Source organism: Pseudarthrobacter defluvii, assembly GCF_030816725.1.
In the GTDB taxonomy this organism is placed as follows: Bacteria; Actinomycetota; Actinomycetes; order Actinomycetales; family Micrococcaceae; genus Arthrobacter; species Arthrobacter defluvii_A.
This window is the reverse complement of the sequence record NZ_JAUSYG010000001.1, coordinates 2,778,853-2,798,817: the sequence shown is the minus strand read 5'-3', so window position 1 is coordinate 2,798,817 and position 19,965 is coordinate 2,778,853. Positions and strand designations below refer to the sequence as shown.

General features: G+C 67.3%; 19 protein-coding genes. 11 read left to right on the top strand and 8 right to left on the bottom strand.

Features of this window, described 5'->3' with window-relative positions; all coding sequences use genetic code 11:
- The first annotated feature begins 24 nt into the window (after positions 1-24).
- The 3 genes from frr (at position 25) to QF031_RS13155 (ending at position 2,207) form a co-directional block, all read left to right on the top strand.
- Positions 25-582: a ribosome recycling factor gene (frr, locus tag QF031_RS13165; protein ID WP_307428780.1), complete on the top strand. Its 558-nt coding sequence runs from the start codon at positions 25-27 to the stop codon at positions 580-582.
- On the top strand, positions 582-1,496 hold the full coding sequence (locus QF031_RS13160; protein ID WP_307428777.1) for a phosphatidate cytidylyltransferase: 915 nt from the start codon (positions 582-584) through the stop codon (positions 1,494-1,496). The genes frr and QF031_RS13160 overlap by 1 nt, the downstream gene beginning before the upstream one ends.
- A 126-nt stretch (positions 1,497-1,622) precedes the next feature.
- Positions 1,623-2,207, top strand: coding sequence for a DivIVA domain-containing protein (locus QF031_RS13155; RefSeq protein WP_307428774.1), 585 nt, complete (start codon positions 1,623-1,625; stop codon positions 2,205-2,207).
- A gap of 21 nt (positions 2,208-2,228) precedes the next feature.
- On the opposite strand, the gene QF031_RS13150 is transcribed toward QF031_RS13155, so the two are convergent.
- From QF031_RS13150 to QF031_RS13130, 5 genes are read right to left on the bottom strand one after another with little or no spacing between them, the layout of a single operon-like run.
- The gene (locus tag QF031_RS13150; RefSeq protein WP_307428772.1) at positions 2,229-2,918 is read right to left on the bottom strand and encodes a hypothetical protein; all 690 of its coding nucleotides are present in this window, start codon (positions 2,916-2,918) and stop codon (positions 2,229-2,231) included.
- A gap of 19 nt (positions 2,919-2,937) precedes the next feature.
- Complete coding sequence (locus tag QF031_RS13145; protein ID WP_307428769.1) at positions 2,938-4,404, bottom strand: sodium/solute symporter; 1,467 nt, start codon at positions 4,402-4,404, stop codon at positions 2,938-2,940.
- A gap of 7 nt (positions 4,405-4,411) precedes the next feature.
- Entirely contained in the window at positions 4,412-4,795 is a 384-nt protein-coding gene (locus QF031_RS13140; RefSeq protein ID WP_307428766.1) for a hypothetical protein, read from the bottom strand.
- Positions 4,792-5,508 carry a LytR/AlgR family response regulator transcription factor gene (locus tag QF031_RS13135; protein ID WP_307428762.1) on the bottom strand — a complete coding sequence of 239 codons (717 nt, stop codon included), beginning with the start codon at positions 5,506-5,508 and terminating at the stop codon, positions 4,792-4,794. The genes QF031_RS13140 and QF031_RS13135 overlap by 4 nt, the downstream gene beginning before the upstream one ends.
- A 33-nt stretch (positions 5,509-5,541) precedes the next feature.
- Entirely contained in the window at positions 5,542-6,723 is a 1,182-nt protein-coding gene (locus QF031_RS13130; protein WP_307428759.1) for a sensor histidine kinase, read from the bottom strand.
- A gap of 185 nt (positions 6,724-6,908) precedes the next feature.
- Between QF031_RS13130 and QF031_RS13125 the strand changes: the two genes are divergently transcribed.
- Together QF031_RS13125 and QF031_RS13120 are read left to right on the top strand one after the other, a co-directional pair.
- Positions 6,909-7,289: a DUF485 domain-containing protein gene (locus QF031_RS13125; protein ID WP_307428755.1), complete on the top strand. Its 381-nt coding sequence runs from the start codon at positions 6,909-6,911 to the stop codon at positions 7,287-7,289.
- The gene (locus tag QF031_RS13120) at positions 7,286-8,902 is read left to right on the top strand and encodes a solute symporter family protein (RefSeq protein ID WP_307428750.1); all 1,617 of its coding nucleotides are present in this window, start codon (positions 7,286-7,288) and stop codon (positions 8,900-8,902) included. The genes QF031_RS13125 and QF031_RS13120 overlap by 4 nt, the downstream gene beginning before the upstream one ends.
- A gap of 93 nt (positions 8,903-8,995) precedes the next feature.
- On the opposite strand, the gene QF031_RS13115 is transcribed toward QF031_RS13120, so the two are convergent.
- Entirely contained in the window at positions 8,996-9,592 is a 597-nt protein-coding gene (locus QF031_RS13115) for a hypothetical protein (protein ID WP_307428747.1), read from the bottom strand.
- A 141-nt stretch (positions 9,593-9,733) separates the two neighbouring features.
- Positions 9,734-10,207, bottom strand: coding sequence for an Lrp/AsnC family transcriptional regulator (locus tag QF031_RS13110; protein ID WP_307428744.1), 474 nt, complete (start codon positions 10,205-10,207; stop codon positions 9,734-9,736).
- Positions 10,208-10,401: 194 nt separating this feature from the next.
- Here QF031_RS13110 and pdhA point away from each other — a divergent pair, with 194 nt between their 5' ends.
- From pdhA to QF031_RS13095, 3 genes are read left to right on the top strand one after another with little or no spacing between them, the layout of a single operon-like run.
- Entirely contained in the window at positions 10,402-11,571 is a 1,170-nt protein-coding gene (gene pdhA, locus QF031_RS13105; protein ID WP_307428740.1) for a pyruvate dehydrogenase (acetyl-transferring) E1 component subunit alpha, read from the top strand.
- Complete coding sequence (locus tag QF031_RS13100) at positions 11,571-12,581, top strand: alpha-ketoacid dehydrogenase subunit beta (protein ID WP_307428737.1); 1,011 nt, start codon at positions 11,571-11,573, stop codon at positions 12,579-12,581. The genes pdhA and QF031_RS13100 overlap by 1 nt, the downstream gene beginning before the upstream one ends.
- Complete coding sequence (locus QF031_RS13095; RefSeq protein ID WP_307428734.1) at positions 12,578-13,981, top strand: dihydrolipoamide acetyltransferase family protein; 1,404 nt, start codon at positions 12,578-12,580, stop codon at positions 13,979-13,981. Before QF031_RS13100 ends, QF031_RS13095 begins: the two co-directional genes overlap by 4 nt.
- Positions 13,982-14,086: 105 nt before the next feature.
- Here QF031_RS13095 and QF031_RS13090 read toward each other — a convergent pair whose 3' ends face one another.
- Positions 14,087-14,770, bottom strand: a complete 684-nt coding sequence (locus QF031_RS13090; RefSeq protein WP_370874510.1) for an SACE_7040 family transcriptional regulator — start codon at positions 14,768-14,770, stop codon at positions 14,087-14,089.
- 146 nt (positions 14,771-14,916) lie between these two features.
- Between QF031_RS13090 and QF031_RS13085 the strand changes: the two genes are divergently transcribed.
- The 3 genes from QF031_RS13085 to QF031_RS13075 are packed head-to-tail and all read left to right on the top strand — an operon-like array spanning position 14,917 to position 19,929.
- Positions 14,917-16,524: a carboxyl transferase domain-containing protein gene (locus QF031_RS13085; protein WP_307428731.1), complete on the top strand. Its 1,608-nt coding sequence runs from the start codon at positions 14,917-14,919 to the stop codon at positions 16,522-16,524.
- Positions 16,525-16,531: 7 nt separating this feature from the next.
- Entirely contained in the window at positions 16,532-18,763 is a 2,232-nt protein-coding gene (locus tag QF031_RS13080) for an acetyl/propionyl/methylcrotonyl-CoA carboxylase subunit alpha (protein ID WP_307428728.1), read from the top strand.
- 2 nt (positions 18,764-18,765) lie between these two features.
- Positions 18,766-19,929, top strand: coding sequence for an acyl-CoA dehydrogenase family protein (locus QF031_RS13075; RefSeq protein ID WP_307428724.1), 1,164 nt, complete (start codon positions 18,766-18,768; stop codon positions 19,927-19,929).
- Positions 19,930-19,965: the final 36 nt, after the last annotated feature.

The following is a 19,965-nucleotide window of genomic DNA, read 5'->3' as shown; positions in this document are numbered from 1 at the left end:
GCACCAGAACCGTCAGGAGAGACCGTGATCGAAGAAACCTTGCTCGAAGCCGAAGAAAAGATGGACAAGGCGGTTGAGGTAGCCAAGGAAGACTTCGCTTCCGTCCGCACCGGCCGCGCGAACCCCGGCCTGTACAACAAGGTCCTGGTGGAATACTACGGCTCGCCCACACCGCTGCAGCAACTGGCTTCCTTTGCCATCCCGGACGCCCGGACCATCCTGATCACCCCGTTCGACAAGTCCGCCCTCCGGGACATCGAGCGCGCCCTGAGCGATTCCGAGGTTGGCGCCAACCCTTCCAATGACGGCAACGTCATCAGGATCACCATTCCTGAACTGACCAAGGAACGCCGCAAGGAATACGTCAAGATCGTCAAGACCAAGGGCGAGGACGCAAAGGTCTCCATCCGGAACATCCGCCGCAAGGCCAAGGAAACCCTGGACCGCCTGGTCAAGGACGGCGAAGCGGGCGAGGACGAAGGCAACCGTGCCGAGAAGGAACTGGACAGCCTGACCAAAGCCCACGTGGACGGCATCGACGAGCTGCTCAAGCGCAAGGAAGCAGAGCTGCTCGAAGTCTGATGGGCCAGGCAGATCAGGCCCCCACACCCAGGGCGCGCACACGGGGGAAGCAGCCCAGGAGCAACCCGACGCCAAAGGCGGGGCGCAACCTGCCTGCCGCCGTCGTGGTGGGCCTGGCCATGCTCATCGCCGTCCTGGGCGGGCTGTTGTTCCTCCCGCTGGCCTTCGTAGCCATCGTCACGGCCTTCGCGGTCTTTGGCGTCTGGGAAATCTACCGGGCGCTGGAGGCCAACGGCACCAGGATGCCAATCGTGCCGGTCATGACAGGTACCCTGGCCCTGCCGTTCGCGGCGTACTTTGGCGGCATCGAGACCCAGTTGTTCGCCCTCCTGCTCAGCGCCGTGGCGGTCCTGCTCTGGCGGTCCATCGAAAGTGCCGCAGGCTCGGCCAACAGCATCTTCGCGGGCGTCTTTACCCTGGGCTGGGTGCCGTTCTTCATCAGTTTCGCTGCCCTTCCCCTCCATGCCGCCGGCACAACGCCGCTGGGCCTGTGGCCGGACGGGCTGGCGCCCATCGGAGCGTGGGAGATCGCCGTCATGCTGCTGCTGGTGGTCTCCAACGACACCTTCGGCTACCTGGTGGGCGCATCCATCGGAAAACACCCCATGGCGCCGAAGATCAGCCCAAAGAAATCATGGGAGGGCTTCGCGGGATCGGTAGCCGGAGCCATGCTGATCGGCATCCTCGCCGCCCTCTACGTGCTGGACAAGCCATGGTGGGTAGGAGCGGTGCTGGCCGTGGGAACGGTGGCTGCGTCCACCGCCGGCGACCTCGCCGAATCCATGGTCAAGCGTGAACTGGGCGTCAAGGACATGAGCAGCATCCTGCCCGGGCACGGAGGCGTAATGGACCGGCTGGACTCCATCGTGTTCGCCGCGCCCGTGGCGTTCATCCTGTACGGACTCGTAGCCTGAACGTAGGCCCCTCCAGCCCGGCGCGGCCGGGCATCTGAAACAAGCAGGCGCCGGGCGGCCGCACCAGGCCCGGCACCTTAAACTGGTGCGGAAGCACAACGGCTGAAGAGCATTGAAGGAATCGAAGTGGCATTGGACATTCATCGGCAGATCCCTGCGTCCTTTGAGCGCGTGCAGCGCAGTGAGTACGGCTACAACGCCAGGCAGGTGGACCAGTTCCTGCAGCGGGCGCGGGTTTCCCTGGAAACGCCCGAAACTGCCGCCGACCCCGTCAACAGCTCCGACGTAAGGGCTGTGTCCTTCGATCCCGTCAAGGGCGGCTACTCTGCTGCCGTTGTGGATGCCGCACTGGACCGGCTCGAGGATGCCTTCGCGCGCCGGGAGCGGGACGAGCTGATCGCGGCGCGCGGCGAGGAAGCCTGGCTGCGCGAAATCGGAAACCTGTCCGGCATCCTCCGGGGCCGGCTGCACCGGCCGGACGGGGACCGCTTCCGCCGGCCCAGCAAAAAGAATGCACGCAGCTACGACACGCACGACGTCGACCGGCTGTGCCACGAACTCGTCGCCTACCTTGAGCAGGACAAGCCCCTGAGTGTTGACAGTGTGCGGCGCGCAGTCTTCCGTCCTGCCGTGGGCCAGGAGGGTTACGAGGAGTCGCAGGTGGACGCCTTCCTGGACCGCGTCGTCGAACTGATGGCCGCCATCGACTGACGGGGCCACTGCTGCGGGGGCTCAGTCCCCGGACGGCGGGGTGGGGGACAGCGGCGTAAAGCGGCGCCACACCTCGCGGTAGCGTCGGCCCCCGCGCAGGACGGACACAGCGAGGAACCCGGTTCCGCACACGGCGCCCGTCACTGTGGCCCCTGCCGTGCCGGCTCCTGCCAGGGTCACCAGCAGGCCTGCCAGGATGGCTATCAAGGCGGCGTTCGCCATGGTTATGAAGATCATGCTGCTGCCGGCCACTTGGCTGAAGCTGCCACGATTGGCGAAGAAATAGTAGGTCTGCCGGGAACCTGCTTCGTCGTCATGATGGGCCGCCATCAGGTACGGTGCCACGCCCGGGTCAAGGTCCACGTAGGCGGCCCGCAGCCTGTTCATGGCGGTGACGTACATGAGGTCCTCGTAGGCCACGTTCATTACGCGGAGCTGGGTCAGGAGCCCAATCGCCGCGTCGATGAACAGGACAATCACGGCCAGCAGGACGAAGGCATCGGAAAACCCCGTGGCCTGGCCCACCAGTGCCACGCTGACCAGGCTTGCCGACGTGAAGGTGAGGAACATGCTGATCCGGGTCAAGACCTCGCCCTGGGCAGTACTGCGTGATGCCAGCAGGCCCCAGTGCTCCGTGGCGAGCAGCTGCGCCCGCACGGATGCCGGGACCGCACCTTGCTGGTGGAACGTACCGCCGTCCTCGATGGACATGGCGCTATTGTCCTCCCGATCACCGTTCGGTTGCCAGCGGCCGTTCCGGGGTGTGCAGGCGGGTCATGATCCGCGGCATGGTGCGCGGGATCCGGTGGGAAGTGGCCCGGGACACGATGACCATCACGGCGAACGCGGCAGGCACGCTCCAGGCCGCCGGCTGCGCGAGCCAGGGCGGCGTCAGGCCCGAACCCGATACTGCGCCCGCAATCATCGCCCCACCGCACAGCACCCCGCCGGTCACCATGCCGGCGATGGCCCCGGCGTCCGTCAGCCCGCGCCACCAGATGCCCAGCAGCAGGACGGGGCAGACTGTGGAGGCGGTGAAGGCGAACACCAGTCCCACGCTGCCGGCCAGTGCCAGGGAACCGGTCATGAAGGCAAAGCCAAGGGGGACGACGGCGGACACGACGGCCGCGAGCCGGAACCCCCGGACGCTGCCGCCCAGGACGTCCTGGCTGATGACACCCGCCAGGGACACCACCAGGCCCGAGGTGGTGGACAGGAACGCGGCGAATGCCCCGGCCACCACCAGGGCGGAGAGCAGGTCACCCGCCATCCCGCCGACCAGTTCGCCCGGCAGCCGCAGGACCATGGCGTCCGGCTGCCCCGACCGGGCAAGGTCGGGCGCGAACATGCGTGCCACCAGGCCGTAGGCGGTGGGGAAGAGGTAAAACACGGAGAGCAGGCCCAGGACGATCAGTGTGGTGCGCCGCGCCGAGTGCCCGTCCGGGTTGGTGTAGAAACGCACCAGCACGTGCGGCAGCCCCAGGGTGCCGAACAACAGCGCCACCAGCAGGGAGACATTCTGGTACGGTCCCGCCGGCGGCGCGCCCGTGGGATTGACGGCCGGCGGGGACTGCGGCTCGGCCCCATGGCCTGCCAGCATGAAGATGATGAACAGGATGGGGACGGCCAGGGCCGTCAGCTTGAGCCAGTACTGGAACGCCTGGACGAAGGTGATGGACCGCATCCCGCCGGCCACCACCGTCAGGCACACCACCACCACGACCGCCACGGAGCCCACCCACGGCGGCAGGCCCGTGGCAATCCGGATGGTCAGCGCGGCGCCATGGAGTTGCGGCACGATGTACAGCCAGCCCACCATCACCACCACCAGACTGGTGACCCGCCGGACCGTCCGGGAAGCGAGCCGGGACTCGGTGAAGTCCGGAATGGTGTAGGCCCCGGACCGGCGCAGCGGGGCGGCGACGAAGAGCAACAGCATCAGGTAGCCGGCGGTGTAGCCGACCGGAAACCAGAGCGCGTCGGTCCCGGACAGCAGGATGAGTCCGGCCACGCCCAGGAAGCTGGCGGCGGACAGGTATTCACCCCCGATCGCCGATGCGTTCCACCAGGGCCGCACGGTCCGCGAGGCAACGTAGAAGTCACCGGTGGTGCGCGAGATCCGCAGCCCGTAGAACCCGATGATGGCGGTGGCGAGGGACACCACCGTGACGGCGGTGATGGCAACGCCCGCATTCACCCGTGCATCACTGTTCCCCCGCCAGGTCCCGGTACCGTGCCTCATTGCGCGCCGCCGTCCTGACGTAAAGCCACGCGCTTAGCCCGATCACAGGGTAGATGCCGGCGCCCAGCAGCAGCCAGCCAAAGGGAATGCCGGCGATCCGCGCGTCTGCGAGGCCGGGCACCGCCACCAGGATCAACGGGAACGCGGCAAGGATCAGCAGGAAACCGCCCGCCACCACCAGGGCCAGGCGCAGCTGCGACCGGATGAGCGAGCGGACGAACACCTGTCCCACGTCTGAATCCTGCGCCGCTTCGCGCGACTCCAGCGGGCGCTGCCCGTTGCGGGCAGGAGTGCGGGCAGGAGTGCGGACGGACGCATGCGGGGCCGTCACCCGGACCCGCGTCATGCGTGCGGCCTGATCCTCGTGGCCTCAAGCTTCTCCCGCACGATCGGCAGGTGCCGCCGGCTGATGGGAAGACCGGCGCCCGCCACCGTGACGCGCGGCCCGTCGGCCGCCAGCTTCATCGAGGACACATGCTTCAGGGCCACCAGGTAGGAGCGGTGGGTGCGGATGAACCCCGCATCAGCCCACTGCTGCTCCAGGTCGGCCAGCGGCACCCGGATGAGGTAGCTCGCATCGGCGGTATGCAGCCGTGCGTAGTCGCCCTGGGCCTGGACGTACGTGACGTCGTCGCGGCGGATCATCCTGGTGGTCCCGCCCTGGTCAACGGTAATCATCTCAGGTGCCGCGCCGCCGTCGCGCAGTTCACTGATCCGCGCAACGGATCGGGCCAGGCGCTCCGTACGGACCGGCTTGAGCAGGTAATCCACGGCGGCGAGTTCGAACGCCGCCAGGGCGTGGTCCTCGTCCGCCGTGACAAAAACGACGGCCGGCGGGTTGCTGCTCCGGGCGATGGCGGCTGCAATATCCAGGCCGGACACGGCAGGCATGTGGATGTCCAGGAAGACCGCGCCGATGCTGCCGGCAGCCAATGCCGTGAGTGCTTCGGCGCCGGAGGTGGCCCGCAGCACCTTTCCGATGCGTTCGTCCCTGCCCAGCAGGAAGGCCAGCTCCTCAACGGCGGGCAGCTCATCATCAACGACGAGGACGTTAATCATCCTCCTAGGGTACTTCCAGCGGCAGGACGCACCTCACGCATCGTGCCCGGGCTGGGACTTGGGCACCCGCATGGTGATCAGCGTTCCCTCGCCCGGCGCCGTTTCCACCACCAGCCCGTGGTCGTTGCCGTACACCTGGCGCAGGCGGGCGTCCACGTTCCGCAGGCCCACATGGTCTCCATCGGTGTGGCCCGCAAGGACGGACCGGAGCTGCTCCGGATCCATCCCCACCCCGTCGTCCTCAATGGTGACCTCAGCGAAGGCACCCGCGTCCTCAGCGGTGATGCTGATATGCCCCGGCCCGGCCTTTGCCTCAAGCCCGTGCCGGACCGCATTTTCCACCAACGGCTGGAGGCTGAGGAAGGGGATGACGGTGCTGAGGACTTCGGGGGCAATGCGCAGGCTGACCTGGACCCTGTCGCCGAACCGGGCGCGCTCCAGGAGCAGGTAGCGGTCGATGCAGCGCAGCTCTTCTGCGAGCGTGGTGAAGTCGCCGTGCCGCCGGAAGGAGTAGCGGGTGAAGTCGGCAAACTCCACCACCAGCTCCCTGGCCCGCTCCGGGTCCGTGTTGATGAAGGACGCGATGGCGTTGAGGGAGTTGTAGATGAAGTGCGGGCTGATCTGGGCTCGCAGCGCCCGCACTTCCGCTTCCATCAGCAGCGTCCGGGAGGCGTCCAGTTCTGCAAGTTCCACCTGGACGGCCACCCAGTCCGCCACTTCGCCCGTTGCCCGGACCAGGCCCGCCCCTGCCGAAGGAGCGAAGGCGGCCACGGCACCCACCACGCGTGTGCCCGCCCGCACCGGCGCGATGACACCGGCAAGGCGGCCGCCCGTCCCTTCTTCTCCGGGGGAGAGCACGGCGGTCCGGCCCGAGGCCAGGACGTCGGCGGCGAGTTCCATCAAACCCGGCCTGACGTCCTCGGCGCCGCCGTCCCAGGCCAGCACGCCTGAAGTGTCCGTGATGGCCAAAGCGTCGCAGGCGAGCAGGCCGCGCAGCTGGCGGCTGGCCTTGGCGGCACCGGCGGGGTTCAGGCCGCGCCGCAGGTGCTGCCCGGCCTGGGAGGCGGCGTGGAGCGTGTGGTACGTGGCGCGCTCGGCATCAGTGCCCAGATCACGGAAGGAGCGGAGCACCTTCAGGCCCACGCCGACGACGACGGCAATGGCCATGGCGATTACCGCCACGGCCGCGGCGGTAAGGAGGGGGGAGTCCGGCATGGTGCCCAGCGTAGCTGCGGGTGCCGTTTGCCGCAGCATCGCAACCGTTGAGCGACGACGGGCGGGAATGTGCTGGAACACGGCCGCTTCCGGGCGGCAGAGTGATTGCTGTCACATCTGCGGTGCCCCTGTGTGGATCAGGGCCTGCCGCCCGGTGTGTTCCGGCAACTCAATGAGGAGGAACGATGGGTAACGATGCCCATACTCCGGACGCAGCGGCGTCCGTGGACTTCGAACAAGTCCAGTCGACCGGGCCGTTCCTGGAACTGCGCAAGCGTCACCGCAGCTTTGTCTTCCCCATGGCAGTGGCCTTCCTGCTGTGGTACTTCGCCTATGTCCTGCTTGCCGACTACGCGGTGGGCTTCATGTCCACCAAGGTCTGGGGCAACATCAACATCGGCCTGATCCTTGGCCTGCTCCAGTTCGTCTCCACCTTCGCCATCACCGGCTGGTACGTGCACTACTCCAACAAGCGGCTGGACCCCATCGCCTCGGAGATCAGGCACGAGATCGAGGGGCACGAATTCGATAAGAACGGAAACCGAGTGGGCGGAGCCAACAAATGATCGCAATTCCCGCAACGGTGGACGTCGCCGCCCTCAAGGACACCACCCTGCTGAACATGGGCATCTTCGGCCTGTTCGTCGCCGTGACCATGGTGATCGTGTTCCGGGCCAGCCGCAACAACAAGACTGCCGCCGACTACTACGCCGCCGGACGCTCGTTCACCGGCTCCCAGAACGGCACCGCCATCGCCGGCGATTACCTGTCGGCGGCATCCTTCCTGGGCATTACCGGTGCCATCGCCATCAACGGCTATGACGGGTTCATGTACTCCATCGGCTTCCTGGTGGCCTGGCTGGTGGCGCTGCTGCTGGTGGCTGAACTGCTGCGCAACACCGGCAAGTTCACCATGGCGGACGTGCTGTCCTTCCGACTGAAGCAGCGGCCGGTCCGGATCGCCGCCGCCATCTCTACCCTTGCCGTCTGCTTCTTTTACCTGCTGGCCCAGATGGCCGGCGCGGGCAGCCTGATTTCCCTTCTGCTGGGCATCAGCGACTGGGGCGGGCAAGCGCTGGTGATTGTCGTCGTCGGCGCCCTCATGATCATGTACGTCCTGATCGGCGGCATGAAGGGCACCACCTGGGTCCAGATCATCAAAGCCATGCTGCTGATCGCCGGTGCCGCCGTCATGACCCTGTGGGTCCTTGCGATCTACGGCTTCAACCTCTCCGCCCTGCTGGGCGGCGCCGTGGAGACCGCCAACAACCCCGCGGTCCTCAACCCGGGCCTGCAGTACGGCAAGACCGACACCTCCAAGCTGGACTTCATGTCCCTGGGCCTGGCCCTGGTGCTCGGCACGGCAGCGCTCCCGCACGTCCTGATGCGCTTCTACACCGTGCCCACGGCCAAGGAAGCCCGCAAGTCCGTGGTGTGGTCCATCTGGCTGATCGGCCTGTTCTACCTGTTCACCCTGGTGCTGGGCTACGGCGCAGCTGCCCTGGTGGGAGCGGACACCATCAAGTCCGCCCCGGGCGGCGTCAACGCCGCCGCCCCGCTGCTGGCCTTCTACCTGGGCGGGCCACTGCTGCTCGGTTTCATCTCCGCGGTGGCGTTCGCCACCATCCTGGCGGTGGTGGCTGGCCTGACCATTACGGCCGCAGCGTCCTTTGCCCATGACATCTACGCCAACGTCATTGCCAAGGGCAAGGCCGACGCCGCCACGGAAGTCCGGGTGGCACGGCGCACCGTGGTGGTGATCGGCATCCTCGCCATCCTGGGTGGCATCTTCGCCAACGGCCAGAACGTCGCCTTCCTGGTGGCGCTCGCCTTCGCCGTCGCAGCCTCGGCCAACCTGCCCACCATCATCTACTCGCTGTTCTGGCGGAAGTTCACCACCCAGGGCGCCGTGTGGAGCATGTACGGCGGCCTGGCCTCGGCGATCCTGCTCATCGTCTTCTCCCCGGTGGTATCGGGACTGAAGACCTCCATGATCCCCGGGGCAAACTTCGCCCTCTTCCCGCTCAGCAACCCGGGCATCGTGTCCATCCCGCTGGCCTTCTTCCTGGGCTGGCTTGGCACCACCCTGGACAAGAGGCAGGAGGATGTGGCCAAGCAGGCGGAGATGGAAGTCCGCTCGCTCACGGGCATCGGAGCCGAAAAGGCCGTGGACCACTAGGACCGACGCCGGCCTGTTCCTCAAAATGGAAGGAGCCCCCGTCCCGCGAGCTGTTCAAGCTGCGGGACGGGGGCTCTTTTCGTGGCCAGAGAGTCAGGCCGCGGGGCGCAGCCTGATGGTGGTCATGCGAAGCTGGTTAGTTCCCTCGAACCGGTAGGCGAGGTCAACCTTCTTGCCGGTGCAGCTGATCTGGCCCACCACCTCGGCCGACTTCACGCCGTTATCGGTGGCCACCTTGAGGTCGTTGTAGGCGGGCCGGCAGGAGCTGTCCATCTCCAGGCTCTGCACGCCGGAGATGAACGCCTCCTTGGAAAGCTGCTCCTGTAGGGCAGGGTCAAGGTATTCGTCGTACGCGCCGGAGGGGTCACCCGCGATCACCTTCCTGGTGAAATCGTCCGCCAAGCCCCTGGCCTGGTTGGTGGCGCTGCCAACGATGTTCACCAGGATGACGACGCCGATTACCACCAGCAGCAGCACCCCGCCGATGCTGCCAAGGATGATCCACAGCTTCCGCCGGCTCCGCTGCCGGGGTGGTTCGCCGGGCAGGCCGAACGGTGCCGGCTGCGCCGGCATCGGCGGAAGCTGCTGTGGCGCGTAGGCCGCCCGGCCCTGCTGGTACGGATCCTGCTGGTACGGGCCCCGGGGACTGCCCGGGTCCTGGGGGCTGCTCAGATCCTCGGAACTGCTCAAGGGGGAGCCTTTCATCGAACGGGCGCGCCGGCGCCGCGGGCGGGACGGGCCTTTCGACGGCCCGCGCATGACTAAAACCAGCCTATAGCCCTGCCCGCCGCCGTCGTGCTTTCCGCAGCGCCCCGGGACCGGCCACTGCCGCTAGGCGCCCTCGGAGCCCCGCTCCAGCAAGGGCTGCACGCGGAAGGGAATCAGTTCGCCCATTGCCAGGGCGGTGTCCGCCCGCTCCACGCCGTCGCAGGCCAGGATCTTTCCGTTGATGCGGAACAGGTCCTCGGCGTCCCGGGCCACCACGCGCAGCAACAGGTCTGCCGAGCCCGTCAGCCCGTACCCCTCCAGGACTTCGGGGACGGCCGCGATCTCCTCCGCCAGGCGGCCCAGCTTCTGCTGCTGGACGTGCACGGAGATGAAGGCCATGAGCGGGTATCCCAGCGCTGCCGTGTTGATGCGCCGTTCAAAGGACAGGAAAGCGTGCTTCTTTTCCAGCTGGGCCATCCGGGCCTGGACGGTGTTGCGGGACAGCCCCAGCTTCTGGGCGAGCGCCACAACGGTCCGGCGCGGATCCTCGGCCAATGCCGACAACAGGCGGGTGTCAGTGCCATCCAAAGCTCGCATAATGCGCAACGCTAGCACGGTGGGCCGGTGCCGAACGGGGCATATTGCTCAGAAAATACCCAAGTGGTTGTACCCCCTAGGTGTTGTGAGTAGGGTCACAGTATCTGGGGCAATGACGCCCGGAAGGCCGGTGGCGGCGAGGGGCCAAAAGCCCGGGAAGCTACGGTCACCAACGTACGAAGGTTGCGGCAATCGTGTCTACAGACGAAACGGGCCATGGCGGCGCACAAACCCCCGGAAGCGCAGGAAATCCTGGCGGACCGGGGCAGGAATTTCTCCAACTGATCACCCCGGCAGGCGAGCGCATCAGCCACCCGGAATTCGACTTCTGGGTCAGGGACATTACCGACGAGCAGTTATGCTCCCTGTTCGAGGACATGACCGTTATCCGCCGCATCGATGTGGAGGCCACCGCGCTGCAGCGGCAGGGTGAGCTGGCACTCTGGCCCCCGCTCCTGGGCCAGGAGGCGGCCCAGGTCGGGTCCGGAAGGTCACTGCGGGCAGACGACTTCGTGTTCTCCAGCTACCGCGAGAACGGCGTGGCTTACTGCCGTGGCGTGGACCTGACCGACCTCCTGAGGGTATGGCGCGGAAACGCCTCCGGCGGCTGGGACCCGTACAGCATCAACATGGCAACGCCGCAGATCATCATCGGCGCCCAGACCCTGCACGCCACTGGCTACGCCATGGGGATCCAGAATGACGGTGCCGACGCGGTGGCAGTCACCTACTTTGGCGACGGGGCCACCAGCGAGGGCGACGTCAACGAGGCCATGGTGTTCGCCGCCAGCTTCCAGGCCCCGGTGGTTTTTTTCTGCACCAACAACCACTGGGCCATCTCCGAGCCCGTACGGCTCCAATCCCACATCCAGCTCGCGGACCGGGCCACCGGATTCGGGATCCCCAGCCTCCGGGTGGACGGCAACGACGTCCTGGCAGTCATGGCTGCCACGCGGCTGGCGCTGGACCGGGCACGGCGCGGGGGCGGGCCCACGTTCATCGAGGCTGTCACCTACCGCATGGGGCCGCACACCACCGCCGATGACCCGACCCGCTACCGGGACGCCAATGAGCTGGAGGACTGGGCTGCCAAGGACCCCATCTCCCGGTTGGCCGGCCTCCTGGACCGGAAAGGCCTCCTCACCCCGGAGCTGCAGCAGCAGGTCAAGGACAAGGCCGACTCCGTTGCCTCGGAGATGCGCCGCGGCTGCACCACCATGCCGGAGCCCCAGCCCTTGGACGTCTTCAAGCACGTGTACAGCACACCCAACTCGTGGCTGGAACGCCAGCAGGACCATTACGCCCGGTATTTGGCGTCCTTCGGCGATCCCGCAGGAGCCGTCTCAGAGGAAGGTGCACGCTGATGACCCAGTTGACCTTTGCCCGTGCCATCAACGCCGGGCTGCGGAAGTCGCTTGAAAACGACTCAAAGGTGGTCCTCCTCGGTGAGGACATCGGCACCCTGGGCGGGGTGTTCCGCGTAACGGACGGTCTGCAGAAAGACTTCGGGACGCACCGGGTGGTGGACACCCCGCTGGCGGAATCGGCCATTGTGGGCACCGCGGTGGGGCTGGCCTACCGCGGGTACCGGCCCGTGGTGGAGATCCAGTTCGATGGATTCATCTACCCCGCGTTCGACCAGATCGTCAGCCAGGTGGCCAAGCTCCACTACCGCACCCGGGGCGCCGTCAAGATGCCCATCACCATCAGGGTCCCCTTCGGCGGCGGCATCGGATCACCGGAGCACCATTCCGAATCCCCGGAAGCCTACTTCACCCACACCTCCGGGCTGCGGGTAGTGACGGTAGCCAACCCCCAGGACGCCTACACGGTCATCCAGCAGGCCATCGCCTGCGACGATCCGGTCCTGTACTTCGAGCCCAAGCGCCGCTACCACGACAAAGGCGAGGTGGATGAGTCCGTGGACCCTGCCTCCGCCCTGCCGATGGACAAGGCGCGGGTACTGACCGACGGCAGTGACGTCACCCTGGTGGCCTACGGGCCCCTGGTCAAGACTGCTGTGGACGCCGCTTCCGCCGCGGCGGACGAGGGCATCTCCATCGAAGTCATCGACCTGCGCTCGCTGGCGCCTGTGGACTATGACGCGGTGGTGGCCTCCGTGCGGAAGACCGGACGCCTGGTGGTCACACACGAGGCCGGACAATCGGGCGGGCTCGGGGCGGAAGTGGCAGCCAGCATCACGGAGCGGTGCTTCTACCACCTTGAAGCAGCCCCGGTCCGGGTCACCGGGTTCGACATTCCCTACCCGTACTCCAAGCTGGAAATGCACCACCTGCCGGGCCTGGACCGCATCCTGGACGGCGTGGACCGTGCCCTGGGCCGCCCTAACTCCCTGAGCGGGCTGGAAGGATGAGCGCCACCATGATCAAGGAATTCAGGCTCCCGGACCTGGGCGAGGGACTCACCGAGTCCGAAATCCTCAGCTGGAAGGTGGACGTTGGCGACACCGTCAGCCTGAACCAGGTCATCGCCGAGGTGGAAACAGCCAAAGCCGTGGTGGAGCTGCCCTCGCCCTTCGCCGGCGTCATCAAGGAACTTCACGAGCAGCCCGGTTCCGTGGTGGAGGTCGGCAAGCCAATTGTCTCCTTCGAAGTAGCGGACGACGCCGGCGGCTCACCTTCCGTGCCGTCCGGCGCCCCGCCTGCCGACGCGGCTTCCAACTCCGGCGACACGCCGAAAAGGGAACCGAACCTGGTGGGGTACGGCGCCGTCGTCGAAAGTTCCGGACGGCCCACGCGCCGGGCGCGGAACTTCGGCCCGGTGGCAGGGCTTGTGGAAACACAACCGGTTGACTTCCCCACGCCGGTTGAACCTGCCCCAACCGCGGCCGTCGTATCCGCCCAGGCCGAGACCAAGCCTGCCGAACGCCCCCGGTCCACCCCTCCTGTCCGGAAGCTGGCCAGGGATCTGGGAGTGGACCTCTTGCAGGTCCCCGGCACGGGTCCAGGCGGGCTGATCACCCGGGAAGATGTCCAGCACTATGCCGGGCAGGCGGAACAGCCGGCCGCGATCACGGCAGGGCGGGCGCCTGCCGGTGGGACCGGTGCGGGGGAGAGGGAGACCAGGACTCCCATCAAGGGCGTGCGGAAACACACCGCGGCGGCCATGGTGCAGAGCGCCTTCACCGCGCCCCATGCCACTGAATTCCTCACCGTGGATGTCACGCCCAGCCTTGAGCTGCTGGCCAAGCTCAAGGACAGCAGGGCGTTCGCCGGCATCAAGCTCACGCCCCTGACGCTCGCGGCCAAGGCTGTCCTCATTGCCTTGCGGCGCACCCCGGCACTGAATTCGCGCTGGGATGAAGAGGCCCAGGAGATCGTCACCTTCCATTACGTGAACCTGGGCATCGCCGCCGCCACGCCCAGGGGGCTCACCGTTCCCAACATCAAGGATGCCGATGCGCTGCCTCTCCCGCAGCTCGCCCAGGCACTGGCGGAACTCGCCGAAACCGCGCGGGCGGGCAAGACCACGCCCGCCGATCTTTCCGGCGGCACCATCTCCATCACCAATATCGGTGTCTTCGGCATCGACGCCGGCACTCCCATCCTCAATCCGGGCGAGGCGGCGATCCTTGGCCTGGGCGCGGTCCGCACCATGCCGTGGGAATACCGGGGGGAGGTGGCGCTGCGCCAGGTGCTCACGCTGAGCCTGTCCTTCGACCACCGGCTGGTGGACGGCGAACAGGGTTCACGCTTCCTGGCCGACGTCGGGGCAATCCTGGCCGAGCCGGGCATGGTGCTCACCATGGTGTAGCGGGTCCCTACCTGCACATCACCGGCCCCAACCCGCATCAGCGGTGCTGCCAGGGGCCGGTTGTGCGGGCCGGGGCCCTTCGTGTGGTGCCCGGTGCCGGGCGGGTCAGGCCGAGGGGACGGTCAGGGCGGCGAGCGCCATCCGCTCCAGCAGGGGACGGGCGACGCCGGCCGCCATCCGCCTGCCGTGGCTGCGGACCGAGTGCGGCGTGGAATTGATCAGGCCAAAGGTGGCGTGGGCGCGCATCCTGAGCTCAGCGGCGTCGGTGCCGCGGTGGACCTTGGCCAGGACGTCCACCCACACCTCCACGTAGCTGCGCTGCAGGGTGCGCACCGCGGACTGGTCCTGCTCCGACAGGTTGCTGAGGTCCCGGTCCTGCACCCGGATCACATCCGGCTTGCCGAGCGCGAAATCCACCTGGAACTCCACCAGTTCCCGCAGTGCAGCCAGGGGGTCTGCCGCGCGCTCCACAACCTGGCGCCCGCCGTCGAGCAGCTCCTCGCTCACGGTGACCAGCAAGTCGGCCAGCACTGCCTGCTTGCCCGGAAAGTGGCGGTAGACCGCAGGCCCGCTCACGCCCGCCGCCGCGCCAAGGTCCTCCAGCGAGACCCGGTTGAAGCCGTTGGCCGCGAACAGCGAGGCGGCGGCAGAAAGCAACGCCTGCCGCCGGTTCTCCTTGGCCTTGCCGCGCTGGGTTGTAGGCGTCTGGGTTGTAGGGGACTGGGTTGTGGGCGTTTGCGTTGTGGGGACCTGCACGGCAGGGACCGGCCGGACTGGATTGCTGGACACTTTTCCTCCTGGAGCCGACGCAGATTCTAGCAAGGCAGCATGTGTGTTGGACATCACAGTTAATCGAGACTAACCTGAATTTCAGTTATTAGTCACTAACCGAGTTGGCGCGGAGCCGGCCCGGCATACACAAGGACGGATCGTCGATGGAGACCCTGGCCACCCGGCTCGACCCAGCAAGCGGGTCCTTCCGCGCCAACCGGGAGGCGCAGCTGGCGCTGGCAGAGGACCTGCGGAAGCGGCTGGCGGACGCCGCGCTGGGCGGGCCCCAGAAGTCGCGGGACCGGCATGTGGCCCGGGGCAAGTTGTTGCCGCGGGACCGGATCGACCAGCTCCTGGACGATGGCAGCCCGTTCCTGGAGATCGCGCCCCTTGCCGCCAACGGCATGTACAACGACGATGCCCCCGGCGCCGGGGTCATCGCGGGGATAGGCCTGGTGCACGGCCGGCAGGTCCTGGTGATCTCCAACGACGCCACCGTTAAGGGCGGCACCTACTACCCAATGACCGTCAAGAAGCACCTCCGCGCCCAGGAGATCGCCCTGGAGAACCGGCTGCCCTGCATCTACCTGGTGGATTCGGGCGGGGCTTTCCTGCCCAAGCAGGATGAAGTGTTCCCGGACAGGGACCACTTCGGCCGGATCTTCTACAACCAGGCATGCCTCTCCGCCGCCAAGATTCCGCAGCTCGCCGCCGTCATGGGGTCCTGCACCGCGGGCGGTGCCTACGTCCCCGCCATGAGTGACGAAACCGTCATCGTCCGGAACCAGGGCACCATCTTCCTGGGCGGACCGCCGCTGGTGAAGGCAGCCATCGGGGAGATTGTGACCGCTGAGGAACTGGGCGGCGGTGAGATCCACTCCCGGGTCTCCGGGGTGACGGACCACCTGGCCGAAAACGACGAACACGCCCTGCAGATCATCAGGGACATCGTGGCCACCCTGCCGCCTCCCGCCGCTCCAGCCTGGCAGGTGGAACCCGCCGCCGAACCCGCCGTGGACCCGGACGGGCTTTACGGCGCCGTGCCCACTGACGTCAACGCACCCTACGACGTCCGCGAGGTCATCGCCCGGCTGGTGGACGGCAGCAGGTTCCACGAGTTCAAGAAGGACTACGGCACCACCCTGGTCACGGGATTCGCCCGGATCGAAGGACACCCGGTGGGCATCGTGGCCAACAACGGCGTGTTGTTCAGCGAGTCCTCGCTCAAGGGAGCCCATTTCATCGAGTTGTGCGATCAGCGCGGCATCCCGCTGCTGTTCCTGCAGAACATCTCCGGCTTCATGGTGGGCAGGGACGCCGAACAGGGCGGCATCGCCAAGAACGGCGCCAAGATGGTCACCGCCGTTGCCACCGCCCGCGTCCCGAAACTGACGGTGGTGATCGGTGGCTCCTTTGGCGCGGGGAACTATTCCATGTGCGGCCGAGCCTACTCGCCGAGGTTCCTGTGGATGTGGCCCGCGGCCCGGATCTCGGTGATGGGCGGCAACCAGGCTGCCAGCGTCCTGGCCACCGTGAAGCGGGACCAGTACGAAGCGGCAGGCGAGGAATGGCCGGCCGACGACGAAGAAGCCTTCAAAGCCCCCATCCGCCAGCAGTACGAGGACCAGGGGAGCCCGTACTACTCCACCGCCCGCCTCTGGGACGACGCCGTGATCGACCCCGCCGACACCCGCACCGTCCTGGGCCTCGCGCTCGACGTCGTCTCCCGCACCCCCTTGCCGGAGACCTCCTTCGGCCTCTTCCGGATGTGAGCCAGCAATGACCATGCAGACCAGCACCGCCACAGGCACAAGCACCACAGAGACCGCCCACCGGCCTCCGTTCAGCACCGTCCTGGTGGCGAACCGGGGCGAAATCGCCTGCCGCGTCATCCGAACGCTGCGCCACCTGGGAATCCGGTCCGTGGCCGTCTACAGCGATGCCGACGCCGGCGCCCGCCACGTGCGCGAAGCCGACACCGCCGTCCGCATCGGCCCGGCCGCCGCGGCCGAGAGCTACCTGAACACCGAAGCGATCGTCGAAGCCTGCCGGCAGTCCGGCGCCGAGGCCGTCCATCCGGGCTACGGCTTCCTCAGCGAGAACGCGGACTTCGCCCGGGCGCTGGACAAAGCGGGCATCACCTTCATCGGTCCCGGCGTCGAAGCACTGAACGTCATGGGCGACAAAATCCGCGCCAAAAACCACGTGGCGGGCTACGGCGTTCCTGTGGTCCCCGGCATTGCCAAGCCCGGCATGACGGACAGCGACCTGGTAGAGGCCGCTGCCGCCGTCGGCTATCCGCTCCTGATCAAGCCCTCCGCAGGTGGCGGCGGCAAAGGCATGCACGTGGTGGAGGAACCGGCGGACCTGCCCGCAGCCCTGGCCACTGCACGGCGCGTGGCCAGCGCAGCGTTCGGTGATGACACTCTGTTCCTGGAACGCCTGGTAACCACGCCGCGGCACATCGAGGTGCAGGTGCTGGCGGACAACCACGGCAACGTCATCCACCTGGGCGAACGCGAATGCTCGCTGCAGCGGCGGCACCAGAAAGTCATCGAGGAAGCCCCGTCGCCCCTGCTGGAGGGCCTGCCCAATGGTGCGGAGGTGCGGGCGCGCATCGGCGAGGCCGCGTGCAATGCAGCCCGCAGCGTGAACTACACCGGGGCGGGAACGGTGGAATTCCTGGTGTCGGACGATGCGCCGGACGAGTTCTACTTCATGGAAATGAACACCCGGCTGCAGGTGGAGCACCCGGTCACGGAAATGGTCACCGGCATCGACCTGGTGGAATGGCAGGTGCGGATCGCCGCCGGTGCCGAACTGACGCTCCGGCAGGCCGACGTCGAACTGTCCGGCCACGCGGTGGAGGCACGGGTCTACGCCGAGGTGCCGGAAAAGAACTTCCTCCCCTCCACCGGGACGGTGCTCCAGCTGGACGAACTGCCGAGTGGTGCGCACGGCCCTGTCCGGGTGGACTCCTCCCTGGTCGAAGGCCTGGAGCTCTCCGCGAACTACGACCCCATGATCTCCAAGGTGATTGCCTGGGGCGAGGACCGGGCATCCGCCCTGGAAGCCCTGGACGCTGCATTGTCCGGCTACACGGCCCTGGGCATCGAGACCAACGTCGAGTACCTGCGGCTGCTGCTCAATGATCCGGACGTCCAGGCTGGGCACCTGGACACCGGGCTGATCGAAGGAAAGCTTCCCGGGCTGGACTTCCGGCATGTTCAGGATCCAGAACTCGTGGCCGCCGCGCTGTACGCTCTCTCCCTGGAAGCGCAAAACGACCCCGCCCCCGAGGCCGGGCCCTGGCGGGGCAGGAACGGCTGGCGCCTCGGCGCCCCGGCACCGCGCCGCGTCAGCCTGGGAACGCCCGACGGCGGCGTAGCAACAGTGCTGGTCAGCGGCAGTCCCAACGGGGGAGAGGGTGTGGTGGTCGCCGTGAACGGCGGACCGCAACGAAGGGCGGCGCTGACGTGGTCCAGCCGGCAGGGCATCGAGCTGGATCTCGACGGCCAGCGCTGCAGCTATCGGATGGCGCCGGTCTATGCAGGGCCGGTGGCTCCAACATGGGCCAACCCCCTGCCGGGCGGACCCACCCAGCTCTTCCTCGGCAATGCCGGCTGGTCCTGCCGGCTTGACGTCCTGACCCGGGAGGCGCGGCTGGAGCGGGTGCTCGCAGCCGTCCAGCGCCAGAAAGGCGCCGCCGATCCCGAGGTGCGCTCGCCGATGCCCGGAACAGTGGTGGCAGTCCCGGTCAGCGACGGGGACGAGGTCCAGGCCGGGGAGGTCCTGGTGTCCGTGGAGGCCATGAAGATGGAACACCATCTGGTGGCCCCGCTGGCAGGGACGGTCCACCTGGCGGCCCGCACGGGCGACCTGGTGAAGGCCGACCAGGTGCTGGCCACTGTCCACCCGCATCCCACCGGTGCGGAACCCGCTTCCACGGACACCGACACAGACGCAGACGCAGACACAGACGCAGACACACAGCAAGGCGAAGGAGCCTGACCATGACCGGTTTTGAACTGACCGAGGAATACCAGGACCTCAGCGACACCGTGCGCGACTTCGCGGACAACGTGGTGGCCCCGGTCTCTGCCAAGCACGACGAGGAGCATAGCTTCCCCTATGAAGTGGTGAAGCAGATGGCGGAGATGGGCCTGTTCGGGCTGCCGTTCCCTGAGGAGTACGGCGGCATGGGCGGGGACTACTTCGCCCTGGCGCTCGCGCTGGAGCAACTGGGCCGCGTGGACCAGTCCGTCGCCATCACGCTCGAAGCCGGCGTGTCCCTGGGGGCCATGCCCGTCTACCGCTTCGGCACGGACGCGCAGAAGCAGGAATGGCTGCCCATGCTGGCCTCCGGCCAGGCGCTCGCCGGGTTCGGGCTCACCGAACCCGAGGCAGGCTCAGACGCCGGCGGCACCAAGACCCATGCCAGGCGCGAGGAAGGCCACTGGGTGATCAACGGCAACAAGGAGTTCATCACCAACTCCGGAACCGACATCACCCGGCTGGTAACCGTCACGGCCGTTACCGGGCAGAAGGAACGCGGAGACGGCACCATCCAAAAAGAGATTTCCACCATCCTGGTGCCCACCGATACGCCCGGCTTCAAGGCGGAAAAGCCCTACAACAAGGTGGGCTGGAACGCCTCCGACACCCACCCGCTCACCCTGAAGGACGTCAGGGTGCCGGAGGAAAACCTGCTGGGAACTGAAGGGCGTGGCTACGCGAACTTCCTGTCCATCCTGGACGAAGGCCGGATCGCCATCGCGGCATTGGCCACCGGCGCCGCGCAGGGCTGCGTTGACCTGTCGGTCAAGTACGCCCGCGAGCGCCGGGCGTTCGGCCAGGAAATCGGCAAGTACCAGGCCGTCGCCTTCAAGATCGCCCGCATGGAGGCACGGGCCCACACCGCCCGGCTGGCGTACTACGACGCTGCTGCCCGGATGCTGGCCGGCAAACCGTTCAAGACGCAGGCGGCCATCGCTAAGATGGTCGCAGGCGAGGCGGCCATGGACAACGCGCGGGATGCCACCCAGGTATTCGGCGGCTATGGCTTCATCAACGAGTTCACCGTGGCACGCCACTACCGCGACTCCAAGATCCTTGAAGTGGGGGAGGGCACCACGGAGGTCCAGCTGATGCTGATCGCCCGCGAACTGGGACTGTAGCCCTGCGCTTGCCGCAGGGACCGTAGCCGGCCTGAA